The sequence below is a fragment of the Dyella sp. genome (genome assembly GCF_036568765.1).
Classification (GTDB): Bacteria; Pseudomonadota; Gammaproteobacteria; order Xanthomonadales; family Rhodanobacteraceae; genus GSA-30.
The window spans coordinates 1-23,247 of the sequence record NZ_DATCRY010000165.1 but is presented as its reverse complement, the minus strand read 5'-3'; the positions used below and the strand labels follow the sequence as shown (position 1 = coordinate 23,247).

The 23,247-nt window shown below is 63.2% G+C and carries 17 protein-coding genes; 5 read left to right on the top strand and 12 right to left on the bottom strand.

Annotated elements, in window-relative coordinates; all coding sequences use genetic code 11:
* Both VIM98_RS11605 and VIM98_RS11600 read right to left on the bottom strand, forming a co-directional pair.
* A partial coding sequence (locus VIM98_RS11605; protein WP_331993271.1) for an ESPR-type extended signal peptide-containing protein occupies positions 1-5,021 on the bottom strand: 5,021 nt, incomplete at its 3' end.
* Positions 5,022-5,211: 190 nt separating this feature from the next.
* The gene (locus VIM98_RS11600) at positions 5,212-7,197 is read right to left on the bottom strand and encodes a S8 family peptidase (protein WP_331993270.1); all 1,986 of its coding nucleotides are present in this window, start codon (positions 7,195-7,197) and stop codon (positions 5,212-5,214) included.
* A 222-nt stretch (positions 7,198-7,419) separates the two neighbouring features.
* Between VIM98_RS11600 and VIM98_RS11595 the strand changes: the two genes are divergently transcribed.
* Positions 7,420-9,225, top strand: a complete 1,806-nt coding sequence (locus VIM98_RS11595) for a hybrid sensor histidine kinase/response regulator (RefSeq protein ID WP_331993269.1) — start codon at positions 7,420-7,422, stop codon at positions 9,223-9,225.
* 26 nt (positions 9,226-9,251) lie between these two features.
* Here VIM98_RS11595 and VIM98_RS11590 read toward each other — a convergent pair whose 3' ends face one another.
* On the bottom strand, positions 9,252-9,992 hold the full coding sequence (locus VIM98_RS11590; protein ID WP_331993268.1) for a response regulator transcription factor: 741 nt from the start codon (positions 9,990-9,992) through the stop codon (positions 9,252-9,254).
* A 381-nt stretch (positions 9,993-10,373) separates the two neighbouring features.
* Between VIM98_RS11590 and mutS the strand changes: the two genes are divergently transcribed.
* Entirely contained in the window at positions 10,374-12,950 is a 2,577-nt protein-coding gene (gene mutS, locus VIM98_RS11585) for a DNA mismatch repair protein MutS (RefSeq protein ID WP_331993267.1), read from the top strand.
* Positions 12,951-12,953: 3 nt separating this feature from the next.
* Here the strand turns inward: mutS and VIM98_RS11580 are convergent, their stop codons facing one another.
* From VIM98_RS11580 to htpX, 4 genes are all read right to left on the bottom strand, one after another.
* Complete coding sequence (locus tag VIM98_RS11580; RefSeq protein ID WP_331993266.1) at positions 12,954-13,355, bottom strand: RNA-binding S4 domain-containing protein; 402 nt, start codon at positions 13,353-13,355, stop codon at positions 12,954-12,956.
* 23 nt (positions 13,356-13,378) lie between these two features.
* Positions 13,379-14,284, bottom strand: coding sequence for an AEC family transporter (locus VIM98_RS11575; protein WP_331993265.1), 906 nt, complete (start codon positions 14,282-14,284; stop codon positions 13,379-13,381).
* A gap of 183 nt (positions 14,285-14,467) precedes the next feature.
* Positions 14,468-16,339 (bottom strand): molecular chaperone HtpG, encoded by a 1,872-nt coding sequence (gene htpG, locus VIM98_RS11570; protein WP_331993264.1) that lies wholly within the window; start codon positions 16,337-16,339, stop codon positions 14,468-14,470.
* A gap of 140 nt (positions 16,340-16,479) precedes the next feature.
* Positions 16,480-17,367, bottom strand: a complete 888-nt coding sequence (gene htpX / locus VIM98_RS11565) for a protease HtpX (RefSeq protein WP_331993263.1) — start codon at positions 17,365-17,367, stop codon at positions 16,480-16,482.
* Positions 17,368-17,534: 167 nt separating this feature from the next.
* On the opposite strand from htpX, the gene gluQRS reads away from it, so the two are divergent.
* Together gluQRS and phbB are read left to right on the top strand one after the other, a co-directional pair.
* The gene (gluQRS, locus tag VIM98_RS11560) at positions 17,535-18,413 is read left to right on the top strand and encodes a tRNA glutamyl-Q(34) synthetase GluQRS (RefSeq protein WP_331993262.1); all 879 of its coding nucleotides are present in this window, start codon (positions 17,535-17,537) and stop codon (positions 18,411-18,413) included.
* A 140-nt stretch (positions 18,414-18,553) separates the two neighbouring features.
* Positions 18,554-19,294: an acetoacetyl-CoA reductase gene (gene phbB / locus VIM98_RS11555; RefSeq protein ID WP_331993261.1), complete on the top strand. Its 741-nt coding sequence runs from the start codon at positions 18,554-18,556 to the stop codon at positions 19,292-19,294.
* Between the two features lie 57 nt (positions 19,295-19,351).
* Here phbB and VIM98_RS11550 read toward each other — a convergent pair whose 3' ends face one another.
* On the bottom strand, positions 19,352-20,146 hold the full coding sequence (locus tag VIM98_RS11550; protein WP_331993260.1) for a tRNA threonylcarbamoyladenosine dehydratase: 795 nt from the start codon (positions 20,144-20,146) through the stop codon (positions 19,352-19,354).
* A 136-nt stretch (positions 20,147-20,282) separates the two neighbouring features.
* On the opposite strand from VIM98_RS11550, the gene VIM98_RS11545 reads away from it, so the two are divergent.
* A complete protein-coding gene (locus tag VIM98_RS11545; RefSeq protein ID WP_331993259.1) occupies positions 20,283-20,672 on the top strand; it encodes a cytochrome c in 390 nt (129 codons plus the stop codon).
* A gap of 9 nt (positions 20,673-20,681) precedes the next feature.
* Here VIM98_RS11545 and VIM98_RS11540 read toward each other — a convergent pair whose 3' ends face one another.
* From VIM98_RS11540 to VIM98_RS11525, 4 genes are all read right to left on the bottom strand, one after another.
* Positions 20,682-20,984, bottom strand: coding sequence for a DUF962 domain-containing protein (locus tag VIM98_RS11540; RefSeq protein WP_331993258.1), 303 nt, complete (start codon positions 20,982-20,984; stop codon positions 20,682-20,684).
* 30 nt (positions 20,985-21,014) lie between these two features.
* Complete coding sequence (locus tag VIM98_RS11535; protein WP_331993257.1) at positions 21,015-21,890, bottom strand: pirin family protein; 876 nt, start codon at positions 21,888-21,890, stop codon at positions 21,015-21,017.
* A gap of 61 nt (positions 21,891-21,951) precedes the next feature.
* On the bottom strand, positions 21,952-22,779 hold the full coding sequence (locus VIM98_RS11530; RefSeq protein ID WP_331993256.1) for an alpha/beta fold hydrolase: 828 nt from the start codon (positions 22,777-22,779) through the stop codon (positions 21,952-21,954).
* Positions 22,780-22,911: 132 nt separating this feature from the next.
* Positions 22,912-23,121 carry a cold-shock protein gene (locus tag VIM98_RS11525; RefSeq protein ID WP_331993255.1) on the bottom strand — a complete coding sequence of 70 codons (210 nt, stop codon included), beginning with the start codon at positions 23,119-23,121 and terminating at the stop codon, positions 22,912-22,914.
* Between the last annotated feature and the right edge of the window lie 126 nt (positions 23,122-23,247).

Here is a 23,247-nt window from a genome sequence, read left to right as displayed (position 1 = left end):
CTGCTACCCGAAGCGACCGAACCATAGCCCGCCGCTGTCGCATAGTCCGCCGCGGTATTGGCACCGCTGCCGAATGCGGACGAGCCGACACCCTGTGCGATCGCACCGGCACCGATCGCCGTGCTGTTGTCGTCGAACGCTACGGCGCCGGCGCCCAACGCGCTGCTTTCCGTACCGTTGGCGATGGCGTCGGAACCCGCCGCCACGCTGTGCTCGCCCGTAGCCGAGGCATCGTCGCTACCGTCCGCCACACCATTGGCGCTGAAGTAGTGCGATGCCGAGGACGTTTGCTGTGCAAGCGCATCGAGCTGGCTGACATTTACCGCATCGGTCGCTTCCGTACCTGCACCGACATTCGTGATCTGGCGCGTGAAGGGCTCATGCACGACGCCATTGCGATCGACCCACTCCTGCGACGCACCGACCGATACCGTGTTGTCGCGCTCCGTCATCGAGTTCGTGCCCAACGCTACCGAATTGGTGTTATTCGCGTACGCATTGGTGCCAAGCGCAACAGCACCGCTGAACACCGCCGTGCTATGCGAACCGATGGAAATCGTATCGGCTTCGTCAGTACCGGATTGGTAGCCCAGCGCAATGGAGTTGTTGCCATACGCCGCCGCTTCACCGCCAATGCCAGTAGAGTTGACGCCGTAACCGATGGCGAACTCACCCAATGCCGTGGCGTTCTGCTGATACGCGGAGGCGCTCCAGCCCAGCGCGGTGCCCTGGGTGCCGCCGGCCGCGGCCAGCAGACCGACAGCCGTGCCGTAATCGCGCGCATAGGCTGCCGAGCCGATCGCCGTAGCGCCGTAGCCCAGTGCCTGCGTATGCAGGAAGAATGCGCCGCCGGGAATGCCATAGAGCAAATTCGCCTGGCCGCCGATTGCCAGGCTCGACTCGCCGGTTGCCTCGGCCTTGTAGCCGATCGCGCTGGCGTAGTCGGCCGAAGCGTGCGAGGAAACACCGAAGGCCAACGCCTGCACACCCCCTGCCTGCGCGCCAAAGCCAAAGGCAGCCGAGGAATCGAACGTCGCCTGCGCACCTGCGCCGACGGCGGTCGCCGAGGCGCCGGCTTGCGCCTGGCTACCGTAAGCCGTCGCGTTATCGGCCGATGCAACGCTACCGTAGCCGCCGGCCGTCGTGTCGTTCCCGTTGGTCGATGCACCGCTGCCAAATGCCGATGCGCGTTCACCTTGTGCCGTGGCATTGGCACCGACCGCCGTACTGTTGTCGGCAATCGCTGCTGTATTGGCACCGATAGCGGTGCTCTCGTTGCCGTTGGCGACAGCATTGACGCCGTTGGCGGTCGCGCTCTCGCCAAACGCGGCGCTATTCGCGCCGACGGCGGTGCCTCCGTCCTGCGTCGCCTGACCGCCGACGCCGACGACAGTGCTGTTGGTTCCGCTGGCCGAGGTCAGTGCACCCAGAGCCGTACTGTTGTCGCCGAGAGTCGTCGCGCCGAGGCCGATCGCCGTCGACTGCGCTCCTGGGCTCCAACTTGCCGAGCCAATAGCGATGGAACTGTTGCCCTGGCTCCAGGCCGCCGCACCGAGTGCGACGGAAAGATCGCCCGGCGATAGCGAGCCCGAACCTACTGCCGTACTGAACAAACCGTCGGCGGCCGAGGCACCGCCGACGGCCGTGGCGTAATCGCCATGCGCCGATGACGAAGCACCGATGGACGACGACTCGTACCCGGCTGCCCAACTGTTCCATCCGCTCGCGGTGGAGAAATCGCCTGTCGCCCAGGCGCCATTGCCGAAGGCAGCCGAACCCAGCCCGCTGGCCTGCGTGGTAAACAGACCACCGAACGCTGCGCCACCGACGGCAGCGCTTTCTTCGCCAGTGGCCTGCGCACCATAACCATTGGCCACCGAGAACGTCCCCGAAGCCTCCGCCAGCGCTCCCGTCGCGACCGAACGATTGCCTGAAGCGAATGCCGCCGTGCCCAAGGCCGCACTGAGATCGCCGGTTGCCTGCGCACTTGGACCGACGGCCGTCGCCGCCATACCACTGGCCAATGCCGGGCCGACCCCTTGTCCTGTCGCGGTATAGACGATCAATGGATTGCCGTCGGCATCGACCGCCTGTCCGCCGATCGCCACCGCGCTGCTGCCGCTCGCCTGCGCACCGGCACCATAGGCCGCCGCATTGATTGAGTTTGCGGTCGCACCGTAGCCGGTCGCAGTCGCATAATTACCGTTGGTATTTGCGCCACTGCCGACAGCGGTAGCACCTACACCCTGGGCGATCGCATTCGCGCCCGTCGCCGTACTGTTGTCGTCGAAGGCGACCGCATTGGCACCGTATGCCGTGCTTTCGTTACCGTTGGCAATCGCATTGGCGCCGCCAGCCGTCGCGTTATCGCCGAACGCCACGCCGTTGGCACCGATCACGGTGCTGTTTTCGCCATTGGCTTGGGTATAGGCACCGATCGCCGTGCTGTTATCGCCCTGCCCGGTCGCTCCCAAACCCACGGCCGTCGCTTGTAAACCAGGCGTCCAGCTCGCCGTGCCGATAGCTGTCGAACTATCGCCCAGGCTCCAGGCGCCAGCGCCGACGGCGACGGAGAGTTCGCCTTGCGCCACCGAACCGCCACCGAAGGCCGAGCTGAAGATGCCCATCGCCTGAGCCGCACCGCCGACCGCCGTCGCGTAGTCCCCGGAAGCTGTCGCTGCGGATCCGAACGCGGACGTCTGATAACCCGAAGCCGTACTGATCCAACCGCTGGCAGTGGAGAGATCGCCCGTTGCCTGCGCCCCCGCACCGAACGCCGCTGCGCCCAGACCGCTCGCTTGCGCGCTGACCAAGCCCAATGCCGCGCCGCCTACGGCGACGCTCTCATCGCCGGTGGCTTGCGCGCCGTAGCCATTGGCCACCGAGAAATTGCCCGAGGCATCGGCCAGCGAACCGGTCGCCACCGAACGCGTACCCGAGGCGAGTGCCGCCGTGCCGAGTGCGGCGCTGAGATCGCCCGTGGCCTGTGCGCTCGGACCGACTGCCGTAGCGGCCATGCCGCTGGCCAAGGCCGGACCGACTGCCTGTCCCGTCGCGGTGTAGACAATCAACGGGTTGCCATCGGCATCGACCGCCTGGCCACCGATTGCCACCGCACTGCTGCCGCTCGCTTGCGCGCCAGCGCCGTAAGCGGCCGCATTGATCGACGTCGCCGCGGCACCGTAGCCCGTCGCCGTCGCATAGTTGCCGTTAGTGTTCGCGCCACTGCCGACCGCCGTCGAACCGACGCCCTGTGCGATCGCATTGGCACCCGTCGCCGTGCTGTTGTCGTCGAAGGCCACCGAATGGGCGCCATACGCGGCGCTTTCATTGCCATTGGCAATCGCATTGGCACCATTGGCGGTGCTGTCGTTGCCGAACGCCGAAGCGCCTTCGCCCGTTGCCGTGCTGTTGCTGCCCGTTGCCTGGCTAAATGCACCGACTGCCGTCGCGTTCACATTGCCGGCCAAGGCCTGGCCACCGATTGCCGTGCCGTTGGTCGCATCGCTGTCATCGGTGAGATTCACTGCCGTCGCGCCACTACCCAGCGCGGACGAAAAATCGCCTTGCGCCGATGCCGCCGAACCGACCGCAGTGGCCTGCGTGCCAGTTGCATGCGATTGCGCGCCGACTGCGGTACCGCCCAGGCCACTGGCGTAAGCGGTCTGGCCCACCGCCGTACTGAGATTGCCGCTGGCCTGGCTGTTGACGCCGATCGAAACCGCACCGTTAGCCAGAGCCCAGGCGCCAGAGCCGAGCGCCACGCTGCCCTGGCCGCTGCTGGTGCTGTTGTCGCCCATGGCAAGCGAATTGTCGCCCGACGCGGTGGCGAATTGTCCCATCGCTATCGCTTCCTCGCCGTCGGCCCAGCTACTGGCTCCAAGGGCAAGACTATTGGCCTTGGCCGCCCATGCATCGGCGCCCATCGCAAGGGCGTTGTCGCCGCTCGCACGCGAAAAATCGCCGATCGCAGTCGCCTGATCGCCAGACGCATAGGCGAACGTGCCGATCGCAGTCGCACCCACATTATTTGCCGTCGCGCCACCGCCGAACGCCGTCGTGAAATTGTCGGTCGCTTGCGCGCCGTCGCCGAACGCGCTGGCCTCCTGGCCTTTAGCGGTCGCTTCGTTGCCGACAGCGGTAGCGCCTTTCTTGCGTGCCAAGGCCTTGTTGCCAATGGCGACCGAATCCTTGCCCGCCGCCTTGGCACCGGGACCGGCGGCAACGGACTTCTTACCCGTAGCCGCGGCATCGTCGCTACCGTCCGCTGCACCATTGGCTGCGAAATAATGCGCAGCCGAGGCGGTGGCACCGGCCAGTGCATTCAACTGGCTCACATTGACCGCATCGGTATCCTTGGTGCCGGCCGCGACGTTCGCAATCTGACGTTCGGCGCCAGCGCTGCCGACAGAAACCGTGTTGGCGCGATTGGCCACCGAGTTGGCGCCAAGCGCCACGCTGTTCTTGGCGGTGCTCTGACTGTCGGCACCCAGCGCCATGCTATCGGCCGCGCGCGCATCGGCACTGTCGCCAAGTGCCACGGCATCTTTGCCTGCCGCAGCGCTCAAGGTGCCCAGGGCAACCGCTCCCTGGCCACTCGCATTGGCACCGTAACCGCCAAGCGCGAGCGCATCGGTTCCGGTCGCGCTGGACGCATTGCCACCGGCAAAACTGTAGTCGCCATCGGCCTGCGCCTGCGAGCCGATGGCGGTAGACGATTGTCCGGAAGCGTCAGCGCCATCGCCCAAGGCGGTGGCCGACTTATCCGGTTTGGCTTTTTGGGTTTTCTTGGCTTGCGCCTGGACAGCGGTCTTTGCTGGCTGCGCCGCATCGGCCGCCAGCGCGGGCTGCGCAAGCATCGCCGCGGCCCCCAACAGCGTCGAGGCTATCAGTGTCCGCACCGTCGCACCCACGCGCGCCCGCCGCGCCGAACCGCCCTTGCCATTGCTTCTGGCCATCTCGGATGCCACGACGAGCATGCCGAGCGACTTGCTCCATACCTTGCTGTAAATCTTGTTCATGGACATTCCCCATGCTCACTGCGCGCGCCGCAGCAGTGATGCGTTGAATTGAGCGCCCGCGCGACGCCAGCCGGGATCGCTCGATGAGAACAGTCCGCTCTGCCGTCGCTGGTGTTTGGTGTCGGTCGAAGCCAAGGACCGCGCGATCGCTCCCTCACGATCGCGCGGCCGGTACCGCCTTTGTCTTGCGTTAGGGAGCCACGAAAGTCGCTTGCACGGAAACGTTGCTGAAATCGTTAACGCCAGAGACCAACAGGTAGTAGGTCCCTGCGGCCGGCGCGGCATAGACCGCCGATTCGCTATTGCCCACGTGCACCGACGACTTGTCGTAGCTGGTCGTGGTCGGCGCGTCGCCGTTCTTGATGTACAGCGACACATCGCCGGTACCGCCGAAGGTACGTAGCACCAGCGAGCGCGCGCCGGCCGGTACGTCGATCTTGTACAGCTTGGCGTCGCCAGCGTTGCCGCTGACCGTGACCGCAGTGCCGTTGGTCAACGCCACCGCGTCGCCGTCGCCCGGGCCGCCCGGGTTGCTATTACCCAACGCTTGGTTCACTGCGGCTGCCGCGTCGACGATGCCGGCCCCGAGGGTCTGGTCCGGCGCGCTGGGGAAGCTACGTGCGCTGGAGGTGATCAGCGTGCGCATATCGGCCGGGCTGAGTGCCGGCAGACCAGCCGCCTGCAACGCACTGATCACCAGGGCAATCGTGCCCGAGACATGCGGCGTGGCTTGCGAGGTGCCTGCATAGCCGCCATAGGTGTAACCGCTTTCGTCCGGTACCGTAGCGCCGTCATTGATCGCCGACCAGACGAAGCCAGCCTGCACCTGCGTACCGCTGGACGCATCGTTGGCATAGATGCCGCCGCCCGGCGAGGCAACGGCCACCTTTGCACCGTAGTTGGAATAGAACGCGCGCTTGCCGGAAATGCCGATGGCACCGACCGCGATGGCACCCGGGCAACTGGCCGGCGAGAAACCCGACACATCCGAATTGTTGTTGCCTGCCGCGACGACGACCACGGTGCCGCGGCTGTTGGCATCGGCAATGGCCTGACCGAGTACGTCCGTGGCAGAGCAGCTACCGCCGCCGCCAAGACTCATATTGATAATCTGCGCCGGATTCTGGTTGTCCGGCACACCGTCGACGTGGCCGCCCGACGCCCATTCGATGGCATCGGCGATATCGGAGTTGAAGCCGCCGCAGTGACCGAGCACGCGTACCGGCAGCACTTTGGCGTTGAACGCGGAGCCGGCCATACCTGTGCCGTTATTGGTCAACTCGGCCACCGTGCCCGTCACGTGCGTGCCATGCCAGGAGCTGTCTTCGGCCGGGTGAGTGGCATCCACGCAGCCGCCATTGGTGGCCAGGTATTCGTCGCCGGTGGTCCAATCGCCGGTATCCCAGCCACCAGGAGCACGATCGTCCGTCGAGCGGCCGGAAACATAGCCACTGCTGATGAAGTCGTAGCCGGCATCGCCGAGTGAGGTATCGATATCCGGATGATGGGTAAGACCGGTGTCGAGCACCGCTACGGTCACGCCCGTGCCATCGGCAAGATCCCAAGCTGCCGCCACATCGGCGCCGCCTTTGTTCGGGTAGCTGCTGCTATCGCCGCCGATCTTCTCGCTGGTACCGTCGCCCGCCCGCAGATGCCACTGGTAAGCCGCGTAGTATTGATCGTTCGGCGTGAACGCCGTCGGTGCCAGGGAGGTGGCGGCACGAGTGTCGCGGATTGCACGCAGCATCACGTCCGGCTCGACGTGCGCAACGCTGGGGTCGGCAGCAAGCTGCTGCATCAGCGACGTAGCTTCGCTACGGCTCAATTTGCGCGACGTACGCACCAGATCGGCACCGATCGCGAGCTTGCGCTGGTACACGGCGTTGACAGTACTCATGCGCATGGCGTTCGTGCCTGCCGCTGCACGCGTGGTCAGGCCGGCACGGGCGATGGCCGCGCTGACCGCCTGCGTCGCCGCCGTGCGGTCACCGCGCTGCGCCGAGCCGGCGCGATAAGTGATGATGAAACGATCGTATGAGCCGCTGTCCTGCATCGTGCTTACGTTGATGCGGGCGGACAACGGTGCGACTGCGTCGGCCGAAAAAGCCGCCTGGCTTCCCAGGGCCAACATCATGACAGCCGCCAACGTATTCAATTTGAAAGCTTTCGTGTTCAAGGCAACCTCTCCCCAAGTGTGAACCGTGAGCCTGTTAACTCGCCTGTCGACAACGGTCATCCGACGGTCATCGCCTTTTCGAAATTAGTCAGTACACGCGGCACTCGTCACGCACGGTTTCTTCGCTAAACTCACCAAATGTCACCGCGGCATTCGGACGGCTAACCGTCCAATGCCATAGGTCGTCTTAAGGCCTGCGAGGGTCAGGGACAGGGGAAATTTATGTGGCAACGCCTTATCGCATGGCTCAAACGCCTGCCCATCGACGACCCGGTGGATCTGCGCAATGCATTTTTCATGCAATTGCTGATGATCTACGAAGGCTGCGAGATTCCACTCAACAAACTGTATTTGCTGGGCTTCAACGCCACTTATGCGTTGCTTCGCCAGGGCAATATCGCCGCATGGCCGCGCTTTGCGCTGGAAATCGACATCGGCACCGACCTGATCATCACGCTGTCGGCGTGGATCGGCTTTTATTTGTTGCGCCGGGGACGATTCCGCGCCGCGGTAGCGCAATTCCTGGCTATCCTGCTGCTATCGGCGGCCATCGCCTATAGCACCTTCGGCTACACGGCGTGGCCGCACGATCTGGTCGCGGTGGTTGCGCTTGCACTGGGCGGGTTGATGCTGGGCCGACGCGCATTGTGGACGATCTATGCCATTGTGATGGCGATCTTCATCGCTGGCATGACTCGCGACCAGTATCGCCACACACATGCCTTATGGCCGCAACTGGCCGCCTATGACGGGCTGATTTCGCTCGCCTTGAGCTATCTGCTCGTAGTGATCGTTCTCGATCGAAGCACCAGCGCACTACGCAATAGTCTGGCCGAGTCGAACCAGCAGCGGCGCCAGCTGCAGCACGAGATGATCGAACGCGAGCAGGCGCAGGAGCAACTGCTGCACGCGCAGAAGATGGATGCCGTTGGGCGCCTGACCAGCGGCATCGCACACGATTTCAACAATGTCCTTGGCATCATCCTTGGCTTCAGCATGGAACGCCATCGACTCAACGAGCCTGGCGCACAAACTGGAACCGATGCCCAGGCGCTGGCCGACGCGCTGGAAGGTGTGGAAATGGCGGCCCGCCGTGGCGCGTCGATCAGTGGCAAGCTGCTCAATTTCTCGCGCCGGGATGTCACCCATGTCGAGACCTTCGATGCCGGCGAAGCGTTGCGCGAACTCAAGCCCCTGTTGCGCCAGCTATTGCCCACGGATGTCAGGTTGATCATCGAGGTGGCGCCGTCTCCCCTGCCGATCAGTTTCGATCGCAGCCAGTTCGAACTGGCCGTGCTTAATATCGCCTCCAATGCGCGCGATGCGATGCCCGACGGGGGGAGCTTCACGCTCAGTGCTGAGCGCGACATCGATGGCATGGTGCGCATTGCCATGGGCGATACCGGCATCGGCATGCCTGAATCGATCCGGCGCCGCATCTTCGAACCGTTCTTCACCACCAAGGCCGCCGACAGTGGCACAGGCCTGGGGCTTTCGGTGGTGTATGCCTTGATCGAGCGTGCCGGCGGCGATATCGACGTCCGCAGCGCGCCCGGCGAAGGCACGACGCTGATCCTGCGCCTGCCGCCATGCACGGCCGCGCTTGCCCAGACCGACGATGAGCGCGCTATAGCGGCATTGCGGCGCATTCGCGTGCTGCTCATCGACGACGATGACGATCTGCGCAACATGCTTGCCCATGCGCTGGAACAAGGCGGCTGTGAAGTCGGCGTGGCCGCATCGGGCAGCGAGGCAGAATGGCTGGTGCAAACGGCACGTGCGCCGCAAATCATCGTCTGCGACAACCGCATGCCCGATACCGACGGCCCGACGCTGTTGAAAAAACTGCGGCGACGCCTGCCGCTCGTTCCGGTGATCCTGATTTCGGCTTATCTGGACAACGAAGGACAGGCCATACATGACGATGACGACTTCACCGAACGGCTGCCCAAGCCATTCGCTCCCAGCCAACTGCTGGCACGTGTGCTTAAAGTTGCTGGAAAAACACCGGAACGAAGCATCAATTAACCTGTGCGCCTCGCCTTTCTTCGGTCCTACACCCGCACCATCACGTAGCCCTCGCGATGCACGGCATTGAGCGGCAACGGCTCGCCGAGCACCGTCAGCACCTTCTTGCGTAGGCGGTGAATCAGCGAATCGAGTCGGTGCGGATCGAAATCGTAGGTATCGGCGGCAAACAATCCGATCAGTTCCTCGCGCGATATCACCCGATTGGCATTCTTCAGGAACTTGTCCATCAGACGCCCCTCGGTTTTCGTCAACGCCGCCGTGCCTCCGCTGGGCGAAATCAGGCACCAGCCATCGGCACCCAAGCGCCAGCCTTGCTTCATAGGCTCGGGCAGGCTGGCGGTGGAACGCAACCGGCGTGCCAGGCTGAACAGGGTCGCCCCCAGCACATCCAGATCGATCGGTTTGGCCAGGTAGGCATCGGCGCCTTCGCTCAAGCCGCGCACGCGGTCGGTCTTGCGCCCCCTTCCCGTGAGCATGACGATGCCGATATCGGCCGTTTCGCGGCGCAGGCGACGCGTCACTTCGAAACCGTCGGCATCGGGCAGACCGACATCCAGCAGCACAATATCGGGGCGGCGGACCGTGATCTGCTCAGGCAAGTCGGCAGCCTGACCGATCGCCGCCACATCGAAACCGAACTGCCGCAAGCGCGGCACGAGCACGCGATCTCGCAACAAGTCGTCGTCTTCAAGCACCAGCACATGCATCGTCGTAGCGTCGTCGACAGACGGCGTCTCGTTGGACGAGGGCGATATCGCAAGCATTCGCACAGCCTCATGCAGTCGCAGCAATGCCCCGACGCGTGAATGCGCCGGATCGGATACGCGAGGAGCCCCCTACCCGCTACACCTCGGAGCCTGCACCCCGGACGCGACAAGCGTCAAGCTTGCGCTGTGCTTTCGTGACTCAGATCACCGACCTCAAGATTTCGCGCCGCATTTAGACGTTTAAACGATGTTCCCGACCGGTTCGGAGGCGTTACCCGACGTTGCCCCGCCAGCCGCGGCAGGTTCCGGCCCTGTCTCCACCGCCTGCATCCCCATGGTTCCCAACCGAGGCTGGTGATAAAGCGCCGTCCAGCGCACAATCGCCTGTTCCGCTTGGCCGGATCGCGGCCGCCTCAAGACGACGACGCCAGACGCTCGATGGATAGACCAGACAACGCCGCCCATACCCCCTTCATGCGCCAGTACCTGTCGGCCAAGGCCGAGCACCCGGACGTGCTGCTGTTCTTCCGGATGGGCGATTTTTACGAGCTGTTTTACGACGATGCTCGCAAAGCAGCACGATTGCTGGATATCACCCTGACCCAGCGCGGCCAGTCGGCCGGCCAGCCGATACCGATGGCCGGCGTGCCCTATCACGCGGCCGAAAACTACCTGGCGCGACTGGTGAAACTGGGCGAGTCGGTGGCGATCTGCGAGCAGATCGGCGATCCGGCGCTATCCAAGGGGCCGGTCGAACGCAAAGTGGTACGCATTGTCACGCCAGGCACGGTGACCGATGCCGCCTTGCTGGAGGAGCGCCGCGACAATCTCCTGCTGGCAATTGCCGCCGGGGCGCATGGCGCTTATGGACTGGCCTGGGCCGACCTGTCCAGCGGGCGCTTCCTGCTCAGTGAGGTACCGCATGCCGAAGCGCTGGCCGCGGAACTGGCACGCCTGCAGCCAGCCGAAACATTGATCAGCGAAGACGTGGCGTGGCCGCGCCTGGTCAGCACCCTGCCCGGCTTGCGCAAGCGTCCGCCGTGGCACTTCGACGGCGACGCCGCACGGCGCGAGCTCAATCGCTTTTTCGGCACACGCGGGCTGGACGGCTTCGGTGTCGACAACCTGCCGCTGGCGATCGCCGCCGCCGGTTGCCTGCTCGGCTATGTCGAGGAAACACAGAAGAGCGCGCTGCCGCATCTGTCGGGCATGGCCGTCGAAAGTGCCGGCGAAACCATCGCGCTGGACGCGGCCACCCGCCGTAACCTGGAACTGGACACGCACCCGAGCGGCCGCGTCGAGCACACCTTGCTCGGCGTGCTCGACGAAACCGTGACACCGATGGGCGCGCGCTTGCTGCGCCGCTGGCTCAACCGTCCGCTACGCGCTCGTGAAACGCTGCGCCGCCGCCACCAGGCGATCGGCATGCTGATCGAAAACCGTCGCCACGAAGGACTGCGCGAAGCCTTGCGCGGCATCGGCGATCTCGAACGCATTCTCGCGCGCGTCGCCCTGCGCTCGGCGCGCCCACGCGACCTGTCTACACTGCGTGACGGCCTCGCTGCGGCACCGACCCTGCGCGAACACATCGCCACACTCGACAGCCCGTTGCTGCACACCCTGGTCGAAAGCATCGGCGATCATGCCGATGTCGCCGCATGGCTCGCGCGTGCGATCGTGGAGCAACCGCCGGTCCTGCAACGCGATGGCGGCGTCATCGCCGATAGTTACGACGCCGAGCTGGACGAGCTACGGCGCCTGGCGACCAACGCCGACCAGTTCCTGGTCGAGCTGGAAGAACGCGAAAAAGCCGCCAGCGGCATCAGTACGCTCAAGGTCGGCTACAACCGCGTGCACGGCTACTACATCGAAATCACCAAGGCCCAGGCGGACAAGGCACCGACGCACTACACACGCCGTCAGACCACCAAGAACACCGAGCGTTACATCACCGAAGAGCTCAAAACATTTGAGGACAAGGTCCTTTCGGCCAAAGAGCGCTCCTTGATGCGCGAGCGCGCGCTATACGAAGCGCTGCTCGATACGCTGACCGAGAAACTCGAACCGCTCAAGACAGCCGCCTCGGCCATGGCCGCGCTCGACGTGCTGGCCGCGTTGGCCGAGCGCGCCGCCGCGCTGGACTGGAGCGAACCGGAACTGACCGAGCAGCCGGGTATCGCGATCGAGCGTGGACGCCATCCGGTTGTAGAAAAAGTCCGCGACGAACCGTTCGAGCCGAATGACCTGCAATTGGACGATGGTCGCCGCATGCTGGTCATCACCGGCCCGAACATGGGCGGTAAGTCGACCTACATGCGACAGAACGCCCTCATCGTGCTGCTTGCGCATATCGGCAGTTACGTACCCGCCAGTAAAGCGACGATCGGTCCGGTCGATCGCATTTTTACCCGTATCGGGGCGGGCGACGACCTGTCACGCGGTCAATCTACTTTCATGGTGGAAATGAGCGAGACGGCCAATATCCTGCACAACGCCACCGAGCACAGCCTGGTGCTGATGGACGAAGTCGGCCGCGGCACCAGCACTTACGATGGCTTGGCGCTGGCACGTGCGGCAGCCGTGCACCTGGCTGCAGCCAGCCGTGCCTATACCTTGTTCGCGACGCATTATTTCGAGCTGACCGAACTGGCTACCGAATACCCCACCATTGCCAATGTGCACCTCGATGCTGTGGAGTACGGCGAGCAGTTGGTGTTCATGCATGCGGTCAAGGAAGGTCCGGCCAACCGTAGCTTCGGCTTGCAAGTCGCAGCCTTGGCAGGCTTGCCGCGCAGCGTGATCGCCGATGCGCGACGCACATTGGCGGAACTGGAGCGCGGCATGCATGCGCAAGTAGCCAAGCCCGCCAAGACCGCGGACGCTTCGCCGCAACTAGGTTTGTTCGCTGCGCAGCCTTCGGCCGTCGAACGCGCACTGGAGGACATCGACCCGGATGCGTTGACCCCGCGCGAAGCGCTGGAGGCCTTGTATCGCCTGAAACACTTGGGTAGCTGAGCGCTACCCCTGTTCTTTCAAACGTAACAGGAGCCGTCGATCTTGCTTGTCAGGGCGGCGCATCGGACCCGGTGCGCCGCCTTGCAGGCGCCGCGTCTCGCGCATGGCCGCTCGCGCGGCGACGCTGGCCTCGCTCTCGCGATACAGCGCCTGCGCGGCGGCCGCCGGGCCGCGCTGTTCGGCTAAGGCAAGCACTTCGACTTCCAGGCGTTCCTCGCCGCGCGTAACCCGTAGCGTGTCGCCGACATGCAGGGCTTTTGACGGCTTGCAGCCTGCGCCGTTGACTTCGATCTTGCCGCCATCGATCGCCTGTTTGGCGATGCTGCGGGTCTTGAAGAAACGCGCGGCCCACAGCCATACGTCGGCACGCACCTGGACGAGGGAATGAGGTGTATCGATCGGCATGGCCGGATTATCGCCGATCTTGGCTAGAACGCCGTCAACAACCAGTTACCCAAGGGAATCGTCACTAGGGAAAGCACGATGCCGGCACCGAGCACCGTATTGGCCAGCGTAGGCTCCAGCCGATAGTCATCGGCCAGGATCGCAGCCGAAATCATCGGCGCCATGCCCGCCTGAAGGACACCGACGACCAGTACCAAACCATCGATACCCGCCGCTCGCCCCCCTACCCAACAGGCCAGCGGCGCGAGCAGGAGTTTCCAGCCTAACCCTAATCCGACGGCGGCGAGCTGCCCTTTGCCGGAGTGCAACTTGAATTGCAGGCCGACCGAGAACAGTGCCAACGGCGTCAAGGTTGCGCCAAGCGATATCAGCACCCCATCCACGATAGACGGCCAACCGCCCAGGATGCCTACAACAATCGCCACAACCAGGGCGACGAAGGCGGGAAATGCGAGGATACGCCGCGCGATCGCCCCAGCCTGAGGCTGGCGACCGGCATAGAGCGACGCCACCAGTACACCCGCCGACGCCAGCAGAGGAAAACAGCCCAGTTGGTCGGACACTACGGCAATGGCAAGCCCTTCCTTGCCATGCAACGCCTCCATCATCGGATACCCCATGAAAGAGGTATTGCCGAACCCGCACACGAGGATCAGCGCACCGGTGCGTTCGCGCGACCATCGCAGCCACTTGCCCAGCGATGCAAACAACAGCCATGAACCGCCGAAGGTGAAAAGCATGGCGGCGACGGGGAACCATAGCTGGGGATCGACCCGGATGCGCGGAATCATCTCCAGCACCAGCGCAGGCAGGGCGACGTTGATGACCCACCAGTTGATGCCGGGCACGATGCCAGCAGGCGGCGATGCGAATCGCCTGACCAGTATGCCGAGCGCCAGGCAAATGAAAAGGAGAAGCAGCGCGCTCATTTGTCAGCAGGGCTCCTGGAGATGCCTGGCAAGACTAACCGATGCGGCAAGAACAAGGTTCCCTCTCATCCCAACCTTCTTGTCTGGATTCGCCGGCAGGTTGTCGGGACAGGGGGCGTGCCACACAAAGAAAAGCCCGCTCAATGGCGGGCTTTTCATCACGACGCTTTCGAGCTTGCGGGATTATCCCAACAGCACTCGATTCATCCGTTGCACGAACGCTGCCGGATCCGGCAACTGTGCACCGGCGGCGATCTCGGCCTGCTCCAGCAACAGGTTGGCCAGATCGGCAGCCTTGGCTGCATCCGGCTCCGCTTCCACACGCTTTAGCAGCGCATGCTGCGGATTGATTTCCAGCGTCGGCTTGCTCGTCGGCATATCGTGGCCGGCCTCGCGCAGCAAGCGCGCCAGATGCGGCGCCATTTCGAAATCGCTGAGCGCCAGGCAGGATGGCGAATCGGTCAGACGCGCAGAAACACGTACATCGGCAATGCGGTCGCCGAGCAAGTCCTTGAGCTTCGATACCAACGGGGCGGCCGCCTTGCTGGCTTCCTCTTGCTGCCGCTTGTCGTCTTCGTCCAGCGGAAGCTCCCCCTTGGCCACGTTCTTGAGCTTCTTGTCGGCGTACTCGGTAAGGTTGCCCAGCATCCATTCGTCGATGCGATCGAACATCAGCAATACTTCAGTGCCCTTGGCCTTGAAGGCCTCCAGTTGCGGGCTGCCGACGGCAGCCGCATAGCTGTCGGCGGTGATGTACCAGATCGTATCCTGGCCCACTGCCATACGGCCGACGTAATCGTCGAGCGATATCGTCTGCGCACCGCCTGTACCGGCGGTCGAGGCGAAACGAAGCAGTTTGGCGATGCGCTCCTTGTTGGCGTGATCTTCGACAATGCCTTCCTTGAGCGTGTTGCCGAACGCCTTGTAGAACGTAGCGAACTTTTCCGGCTCGTCGCGAGCCAGCTTTTCGATCAGATCCAGCACGCGCTTGACGCACGCGCCCTTGATCCGCTCGAGCTGACGGTTCTGCTGGAGGATCTCGCGGCTCACGTTCAACGGCAGATCGTCCGCGTCGACCACGCCACGCACGAAGCGCAGATAGTTCCGCAGCAGCTCTTCGGCCGCATCCATGATGAAAACACGCTTGATATACAGCTTCAGGCCCTTGCGCTCGTCGCGCCCGCCCATCATCAGGTCGAACGGCGGCTGCTCGGGCAAGTAGAGCAGCGTGGTGAAGCTCTGGCTGCCTTCCACGCGATTGTGCGTCCAGGCCAGCGCATCGTTGAAATCGTGGCCGAGCGACTTGTAGAAGCCCTGATAATCCTCGTCGCTGATGTCGGACTTGGATTTGGCCCACAAGGCGGAGGCGGCATTGACGGTTTCGAAGTCGCTGCCCGGCTTGCCGTCTTCTTCCTTGGGCATGCGGATCGGAAAGGCGACGTGGTCGGAGTAGCGCGTAATCAACGAACGCAATGTCCACGGCTTGAGGAATTCTTCCTCGTCGGCTTTCAGGTGCAGAATCACCTGTGTGCCGCGTTCGGCCAGTGTCGCCGGCTCTAGCGAATATTCGCCCTTGCCGTCGCTCTCCCACTTGACGCCTTCGCCGGCACCGGCGCGGCGCGTCAGCACCGTCACCCGGTCGGCGACAATAAAGGCCGAATAGAAGCCGACACCGAACTGGCCGATCAGGCGCGCATCGGCTTTTTGCTCGCCGGACATGGCCTCGAGAAAGCGCCGGGTGCCGGAGCTGGCGATCGTGCCGATATTGGCGACAACCTCGTCGCGTGTCATGCCGATGCCGTTGTCGCTCACGGTGATTGTGCGCGCCTCGGGATCCCAGCTCACATCGATACGCAGATCGCCTTCGCCAGCCAACAGCTCCGGTTGGGCGATCGACTCGAAACGAAGCTTGTCGCAGGCATCCGACGCGTTGGAGATCAATTCGCGCAGGAAAATCTCCTTGTGCGAATAAAGCGAATGCGTCACCAGATGCAATACCTGGGCGACTTCGGCCTGGAACTTATGGGTTTCGGGAGAAGCAGTCGTAGTAGTCATGGACGTCGTCGAGATCGTTGGAAAACTGAAAAGAATCAAGAGCCGGCACGAGGCGACGTGCCGGAAGCCGAAAGCATAACGCGCGAGCGCACCCAGTGCGCCCGTGCTACCCCATCCGCGCCTGCAGAATCAGCCGTGAATCAGCCGCGCTGCAACGCGGCGATACGCTCATCCAGCGGCGGGTGACTCATGAACAGACGCTTGAAACCGTCGGCCAGATGGCCGGAGATACCGAAGGCGGCGATGGTCTGCGGCAAGGTGCTTTCGCCATGGTTTGCCTGCAGGCGCTGCAAGGCCGAAATCATCGAGGCACGGCCGGCCAGCTTGGCACCGGCGGCATCGGCGCGGAATTCGCGCCAGCGCGAGAAGGCCATCACGATCATCGAGGCAAACAGGCCGAACACCAGTTGCAGCACCATCACCGAAACGAAGTAACCGATACCGCCACCCTCGCGGTTATCGCGCCCACCGGACAGCCAGCTATCGACCAGCCGGCCCACGATGCGTGCCGCGACAATCACCAGCGTGTTGACCACGCCCTGGATCAAGGTAAGCGTGACCATGTCGCCATTGGCGACGTGTCCGATCTCATGACCGAGCACCGCCGATACCTGCTCGCGATCCATTTGCTGCAGCAAGCCGGTGCTGACGGCGACCAGCGAGCTGTTCCTGGTCATGCCGGTCGCGAAGGCGTTCATTTCCGGTGCATCGTAGATCGCCACTTCAGGCATACCGATGCCCGCGGCCTGGGCATGCCGGCGCACGGTTTCGACAAGCCAGCGCTCGCCTTCGTTTTGCGGCTGCTCGATGACCCGGGCACCGGTGGACATCTTGGCCATCCACTTGGACATGGCCAACGAGATAAAGGCGCCGCCCATGCCGAAGATCGCGGCATAGATCAGGAGCCCGGTCATGCCGCCATAGCCACGGGCGGCAGCCCACTGGTCCACGCCGAACAAGCGGCAGACGATGCTCAGCAGGAAAAGAACGGCGATATTGGTAAGAAGAAATAATGCGATGCGTCGCATGGCTGTCTCTCTGGGCAGTCATGAAGAAGGTGTAACCGCGATAGAGAATCGTGGCTAGACCGGCGGGTTTCAAGGGCCGTGGCAGTTAATTGCACGGATACCTGTTCAAAACATCGCAACGTTCGGCAGAACGGATTTCCAGGACTGCTCCGTCTAGAATTGCACCGATGAACTATCGCGGACGCTTTGCTCCTTCTCCGACCGGCCGGCTGCATTTCGGTTCCCTCGTGGCCGCCGTGGGAAGCTGGCTTTGCGCACGCCACGCCAGCGGCCAATGGCTGCTGCGGATGGAGGATATCGATCCGCCACGTGAAGTCCCCGGCTCGGCCCAAGCCATCCTGGGCGCGCTACCGGCTTTTGGCCTGCATGCCGATTTACCTACGCTTTATCAGTCGCAACGGCATGATGCCTACGAAGCTGCATTCGACCGCCTGCGGAAGGCGGATCTGGTATTTCCCTGCTGGTGCAGCCGCAGCGATCTGGCTGGCAGTAACGGCCTGCACCGCGACGGATATTGCGCTGCAGCACCCGTTCAAGGACGAGAGCCTGCATGGCGGGCGCGGGTACCGGATATCGCCGTGGATTTCGTCGACGGCCTGCAAGGACCGCAACGCCAATGGCTACGCGAGACCGCCGGCGACTTTGTAATCAAACGCGTGGAGGGCTATTACGCCTACCAACTGGCCTGCGTCGTCGACGATGCCGACCAGGGCGTCACCGAAGTGGTCCGCGGCCATGACCTGCTCGATTCCACGCCACGGCAAATCTGGCTGCAACGAGCGCTGGGGCTGCCCACCCCCTCTTATCTGCATTTGCCGCTGGCGCTGGATACACAGGGCCGCAAGCTCTCAAAATCCGATGGCGCTCACCCTGTAGATCCGGCCAACCCTATACCGGCGCTGCACAGCGCCCTGACCTTCCTCGGTGTCACGGTGCGCCACCGCGCGACGGACGCCGACGCTCTGCTGCGCGAAGCCCTGGAACGATTCGACCGGTCGCAATTGCCGCAACTGACTGAACGAAATGCCGACATTTTTGTCGCATGAATTTCAGCACGTTTTAAGCGTGATGCCGTTCCCAAGCATGGCAAAGTTCTGCCATGATCGACCGGTAGTTGTCCGCGATGGACTACATGCCACGCGGGCAAGATCGGAGACGGACATCACCAGTTTTGAGGAGACAAGGTATGACGCAACGCACGGCATTGGTTACTGGCGGCACAGGCGGCATCGGCAGCGCGATCGTTCGCTACCTCGCCAAGCAGGGCCATCGAGTCGCGACCAACTACCGTGACGAGGCCAAGGCGCATGCCTGGCGCGACGCCATGAAAAACGACGGCATCGATGTGCTGCTGGTATCGGGTGACGTATCCAATCCGGTCGCCTGCGAAACCATGGCAGAAGCCATCGCCAGCAAGCTGGGCCCGGTGGAGATCCTGGTCAACAACGCTGGCATCACGCGCGACACCACTTTCCATAAGATGACGTACGAGCAGTGGACCGAGGTGGTCAACACCAACCTCAACGCCTGCTTCAACGTCACTCGTCCGGTGATCGATGGCATGCGCAATCGACGCTGGGGCCGCATCGTGCAGATCAGCTCGATCAACGGCCAGAAAGGTCAGTACGGCCAGGCGAACTATGCTGCCGCCAAGGCTGGCATGCACGGATTCACCATCTCGCTGGCACAGGAAAACGCCCGCTTCGGCATCACCGTGAACACCGTCTCCCCTGGCTATGTCGCCACTGACATGGTGATGGCGGTACCGGAGGAAGTCCGCGAAAAGATCGTCGCGCAGATTCCCGTCGGCCGCCTGGGCAAGCCTGAAGAGATCGCTCACGCGGTGGCGTTCTTTACCGGCGAGGACTCCTGCTGGATCACCGGAGCGAATCTGGCGATCAATGGCGGTCATTACATGGGCTGGTAAGGGCTACAAGGTCACGGTCGCCCCGGCAGACATCGGGGCGACGGTTGCAGGACGCCGCTAAGCAGCCCCGCGTTTTTCCAGCAACTTCTCCAACACCTTCCCTACCGCCGCGAAAGCGAACGCACCCGTCACGTGAGTGGCGGCACCCAGCCCGCCGCCGCAGGCCAGATTCAAGGCATCGCCGCCTGGCGGACGAGTCCCGCATACGCTGCCATCCGGCTGTGGGTACTGCACGTTTTGCAGCGAATAAACCGCCGAAACGCCGAAGTAACGGTCTGGATTGCGCGGAAAACCGAAATCCTGACGCAGTTTCTTTCGGATCAGGCTGAACATGGCGTCATGCTCGGTGCGCGACAAATCGCGCACGCGAATCTGCGTCGGGTCGGTACGACCACCGGCCGAACCCACCGTCACCATCGGCAATTTTCGGCGACGACACCAGGCGATGGCTTCCAGCTTGACGCGGAACGCATCGCAAGCATCGAGTACCGCGTCGTAACCACGGTCGAGCAATTCGTCCAGGGTGGCCGGTGTCAAAAAGCGCTCAATGGCCTCCAGCCGGATCGTCGGATTGATCGCATGGGCACGCTGCGCAATCACGCCCACCTTGGGCTTGCCGTATTCGCCATCCAAGGCATGCAACTGCCGATTGGTGTTGGACACGCAAACTTCGTCCGCATCGATCAAGGTGAGCCTGCCCACGCCGGTGCGCGCCAGCGCCTCGGCGGCCCAGGAGCCGACGCCACCGATGCCGATGACCGCGACATGGCTGTCAGCGAACTTTTCCAGGCTGCCTGCGCCATAGAGGCGCTCGACGCCGGCAAATCGCTCGGTTTGCAAGGCCGTGCTCATCGGGTGCCTCGCTGCGGAAAGGGACAACGCATGACGGATGGAATTCCTGAAAATAAGCCAAGCATTTTATCCGGGAAGCGACCGTCCAAGCCTGTGCTACCCTCCGGCCCCGTCCGCCACCCGAGGAAAGCCCCCCATGCGAGCCGCTCTCTTGATCCTGCTGGGTCTGGCCATTGGCGCCATCGGCACCGTCTTTGCCATGAATGCCTTGAAGGATCGCAACCCGATGCCGCACGCGGTCATGACCGTGATGTCGCACCATTTCGGCCAGTTGCGCAACGCGGTCAAAGCGCAGCAATGCGACGCCGCCAAGACGCAGAAGCAGCTCGGTACGCTCCTGGCGGTATCCGGGGATATCGGTCCGGCCTTCGCTGGCGTCGAACAGCCATTCCTCGATGCAGCGGACAAGCTGCATAGCGCCATTCAATCGGCGGCCGTCGCCGCGCCCACCGATTGCCAGGCTCTTGCCGCCGCCATCAAGCCCGTCGGCGAGGCTTGCGAATCCTGCCACCGTCAATACCACTAGACCGCCCGACTAGATCTTCACCCGGCCACGCAATACGTCCCAGAACATGACCCAATCGCCCATCAGGCTGTAGAGGGGGTGACGAAACGTTGCCGGGCGGTTCTTCTCGAAAAAGAAGTGCCCGACCCACGCAAAGCCATAGCCCACCACCGGCAGCAGCCACAGCCAGACCAGGGCACCGCTCGACAACGAGACCAGCAGGATTGTCAGCACCAGCGCACTTCCCACGAAATGCAGCCGGCGGCAATTCACATTGCTGTGCTCGCCCAGATAATAAGGATAAAACTGGCGAAAGCTGGCGAACTCGGACATGACTTTCTCCGCAAGCAGGTGACAGTCAGCTTAGCGCTCCGGCAACGGAATGAATTCTTCTTCGTCGCCCGGTACCCGAGGAAAACGCCCTCCCGCCCAATCGCGCTTGGCTTCCTCGATGCGCTCGCGGCTGCTGGCTACGAAGTTCCACCACAGGTGCCGCTCGCCATCCAGCGGGGCCCCGCCGAACAAGATCACCCGGGCATCCGAAACAGCCTTCAACGGCGAGGCGTTCGCACCAGCCTGTACCGCCATGCGCGCCGGCCCGATATCCAGCCCTTCCCACTGCACATTGCCCTCGACTACATGCAGGCCGCGCTCCGTATGTTCAACGGGCCATTCCAGCACCGCCCCCGCACGCAGATGTGCCTGGATCAAAAACATCGGCGCAAAGATCTTCACCGGCGACCGTTTGCCATAGGCGGTGCCGGCGACCAGCACGAGCGAAGCGCCTTCGAAGGCGATCAGCGGCAACTGATCCGCATCGTGATGATGGAATTCGGGTGCTATTTCCGCATCCGCCTGTGGCAATGCGACCCATATCTGCACGCCATGCAATGCATGCCCATCGCGGCGCTCGTCCGGCGGCGTACGCTCCGAATGAACGATGCCCCGACCAGATGTCATCCAGTTCACCTCTCCCGGCCGGATATCGGCAAGACTGCCCAGGCTATCGCGATGACGAATCGCACCGTCGAACAGCCAGGTGACAGTCGCCAGACCGATATGCGGATGCGGCCGTACGTCGATACCCTTCCCCGGCGCGAAACTGGCCGGTCCCATATGGTCGTAGAACACGAACGGACCGACATGGCGCGCCTGCAGTACCGGCAACAGTCGTCGCACGACAAAACCGTCGCCCAGATCGTGCTGGCGGCCGTCGACCAGGATCGGCTGCGCTTCCATATCCCTCACTCCCGTCATGGCCAGAAACCCGAAGTCTATAGTGCAGCCGCGAGATTACGGTTCAAGAGGTCACCCAGTCCGCAATATGCGCGGCGACCGCGTCAGGCGTCTTCATCCAGCTGAAGTGATCGGCTCGCAAGCCACCCAATTCGGCCGACGTCAGTACTTCGGTACGATTCGGCGCCTTCGGCATTTTCCCGAGCAGCCAGTCGAGCGAAGCTTGCGGTGCAAGCCAATCGTCGTGCAGACGCAGTGCCAGAATCGGCCAGTTCAGCACCGCCATGCCTGCCTCGAGGTCTTCGCGCATGCCGCGCGCCGCATAGCGGCCAGTTCGGCCGCTGCGTGCCCAATCGTCGATCACCCCACGCGCTTCGTTGCCCCCGAAGCCAATGCGTCGGCCCGGCAGATAGCCGACACCGCGCGCCAGCCAGGGCGCGGCGACGTAAGCCAATCCCACCAGCCAGCCGTGCGCGAACCGGCGCCAATACGGCGCGCCGCTGGCAACAAGGATCAGCCCGTCGAAAGACTTCGGACATAAGCCGCCAAAAACCGATGCCAACTGTCCACCCAGGCTATGCCCGCCCAAGATTCGGCGCGCCTGTGGCCACTCGGCACGCACGACCGCCAGACCCGCCGGCAGATCCCGTTCGAGCAGGGTTTTATAGGTCCAGTTCGCATGGCGGCTGGCACGGCGATCGCTGGAGCCGATACCGCGCCATTCGTGAATCGCCACCGCCACGCCACGAGCGGCGAGCGCTTCGGCTAAAGGCAAATAATGTTTTGCTGCCACGCCCATCGCAGGCATCCAGTACAACACTGTGTGCACCGGCATAGAGGGCGAGCGCCAAAGCAATTGCCATTGCGCGCCGTCCTCACTGACGACGGGCACCCCCTGCTCTTGCGGCGGACTATCCGATTCGACAGCTTGCACAGCGCCTCTCAAAACGTGCTTGCCTGCAACAAAGAAAGGGCCGGCATGCGCCGGCCCGTTCCCACGGAAATATATTCAACCGCGAGCCACTTAAAGCGGTTGAACATCTTCGGCCTGCTGGCCTTTCTGTCCGTCCACCACCTTGAAGCTGACCTTCTGCCCCTCTTTGAGGGATTTGAAGCCCGTGCCCTGGATGGCGCGAAAATGGACGAAAACATCCGCCCCATTCTTACGACTGATAAATCCGAACCCCTTGGCGTCGTTGAACCATTTAACTAAGCCCTCTTCACGATCCGACATGACTCACTCACTCCGACTCTTCTCGATGCTGAGACAAGTCAGCCTCCCCACGGGCCGACGGCTTACTGGGCTGCTGGAATTCGGGTGAGGCGATGTGAAGATTCTGTGGAACCGACATCGGGGCAC

Coding starts and splice junctions, on each gene's coding strand:
- VIM98_RS11525 (WP_331993255.1), bottom strand. CDS start 23,121: ATGTCGGATCGTGAAGAGGGCTTAGTTAAATGGTTCAACGACGCCAAG.
- phbB (WP_331993261.1), top strand. CDS start 18,554: ATGACGCAACGCACGGCATTGGTTACTGGCGGCACAGGCGGCATCGGC.
- VIM98_RS11580 (WP_331993266.1), bottom strand. CDS start 13,355: ATGCCGATCGATACACCTCATTCCCTCGTCCAGGTGCGTGCCGACGTA.
- VIM98_RS11590 (WP_331993268.1), bottom strand. CDS start 9,992: ATGCTTGCGATATCGCCCTCGTCCAACGAGACGCCGTCTGTCGACGAC.
- htpX (WP_331993263.1), bottom strand. CDS start 17,367: ATGCGACGCATCGCATTATTTCTTCTTACCAATATCGCCGTTCTTTTC.
- VIM98_RS11550 (WP_331993260.1), bottom strand. CDS start 20,146: ATGAGCACGGCCTTGCAAACCGAGCGATTTGCCGGCGTCGAGCGCCTC.
- VIM98_RS11535 (WP_331993257.1), bottom strand. CDS start 21,890: ATGGAAGCGCAGCCGATCCTGGTCGACGGCCGCCAGCACGATCTGGGC.
- VIM98_RS11595 (WP_331993269.1), top strand. CDS start 7,420: ATGTGGCAACGCCTTATCGCATGGCTCAAACGCCTGCCCATCGACGAC.
- VIM98_RS11575 (WP_331993265.1), bottom strand. CDS start 14,284: ATGAGCGCGCTGCTTCTCCTTTTCATTTGCCTGGCGCTCGGCATACTG.
- VIM98_RS11540 (WP_331993258.1), bottom strand. CDS start 20,984: ATGTCCGAGTTCGCCAGCTTTCGCCAGTTTTATCCTTATTATCTGGGC.
- VIM98_RS11545 (WP_331993259.1), top strand. CDS start 20,283: ATGCGAGCCGCTCTCTTGATCCTGCTGGGTCTGGCCATTGGCGCCATC.
- htpG (WP_331993264.1), bottom strand. CDS start 16,339: ATGACTACTACGACTGCTTCTCCCGAAACCCATAAGTTCCAGGCCGAA.
- mutS (WP_331993267.1), top strand. CDS start 10,374: ATGGATAGACCAGACAACGCCGCCCATACCCCCTTCATGCGCCAGTAC.
- gluQRS (WP_331993262.1), top strand. CDS start 17,535: ATGAACTATCGCGGACGCTTTGCTCCTTCTCCGACCGGCCGGCTGCAT.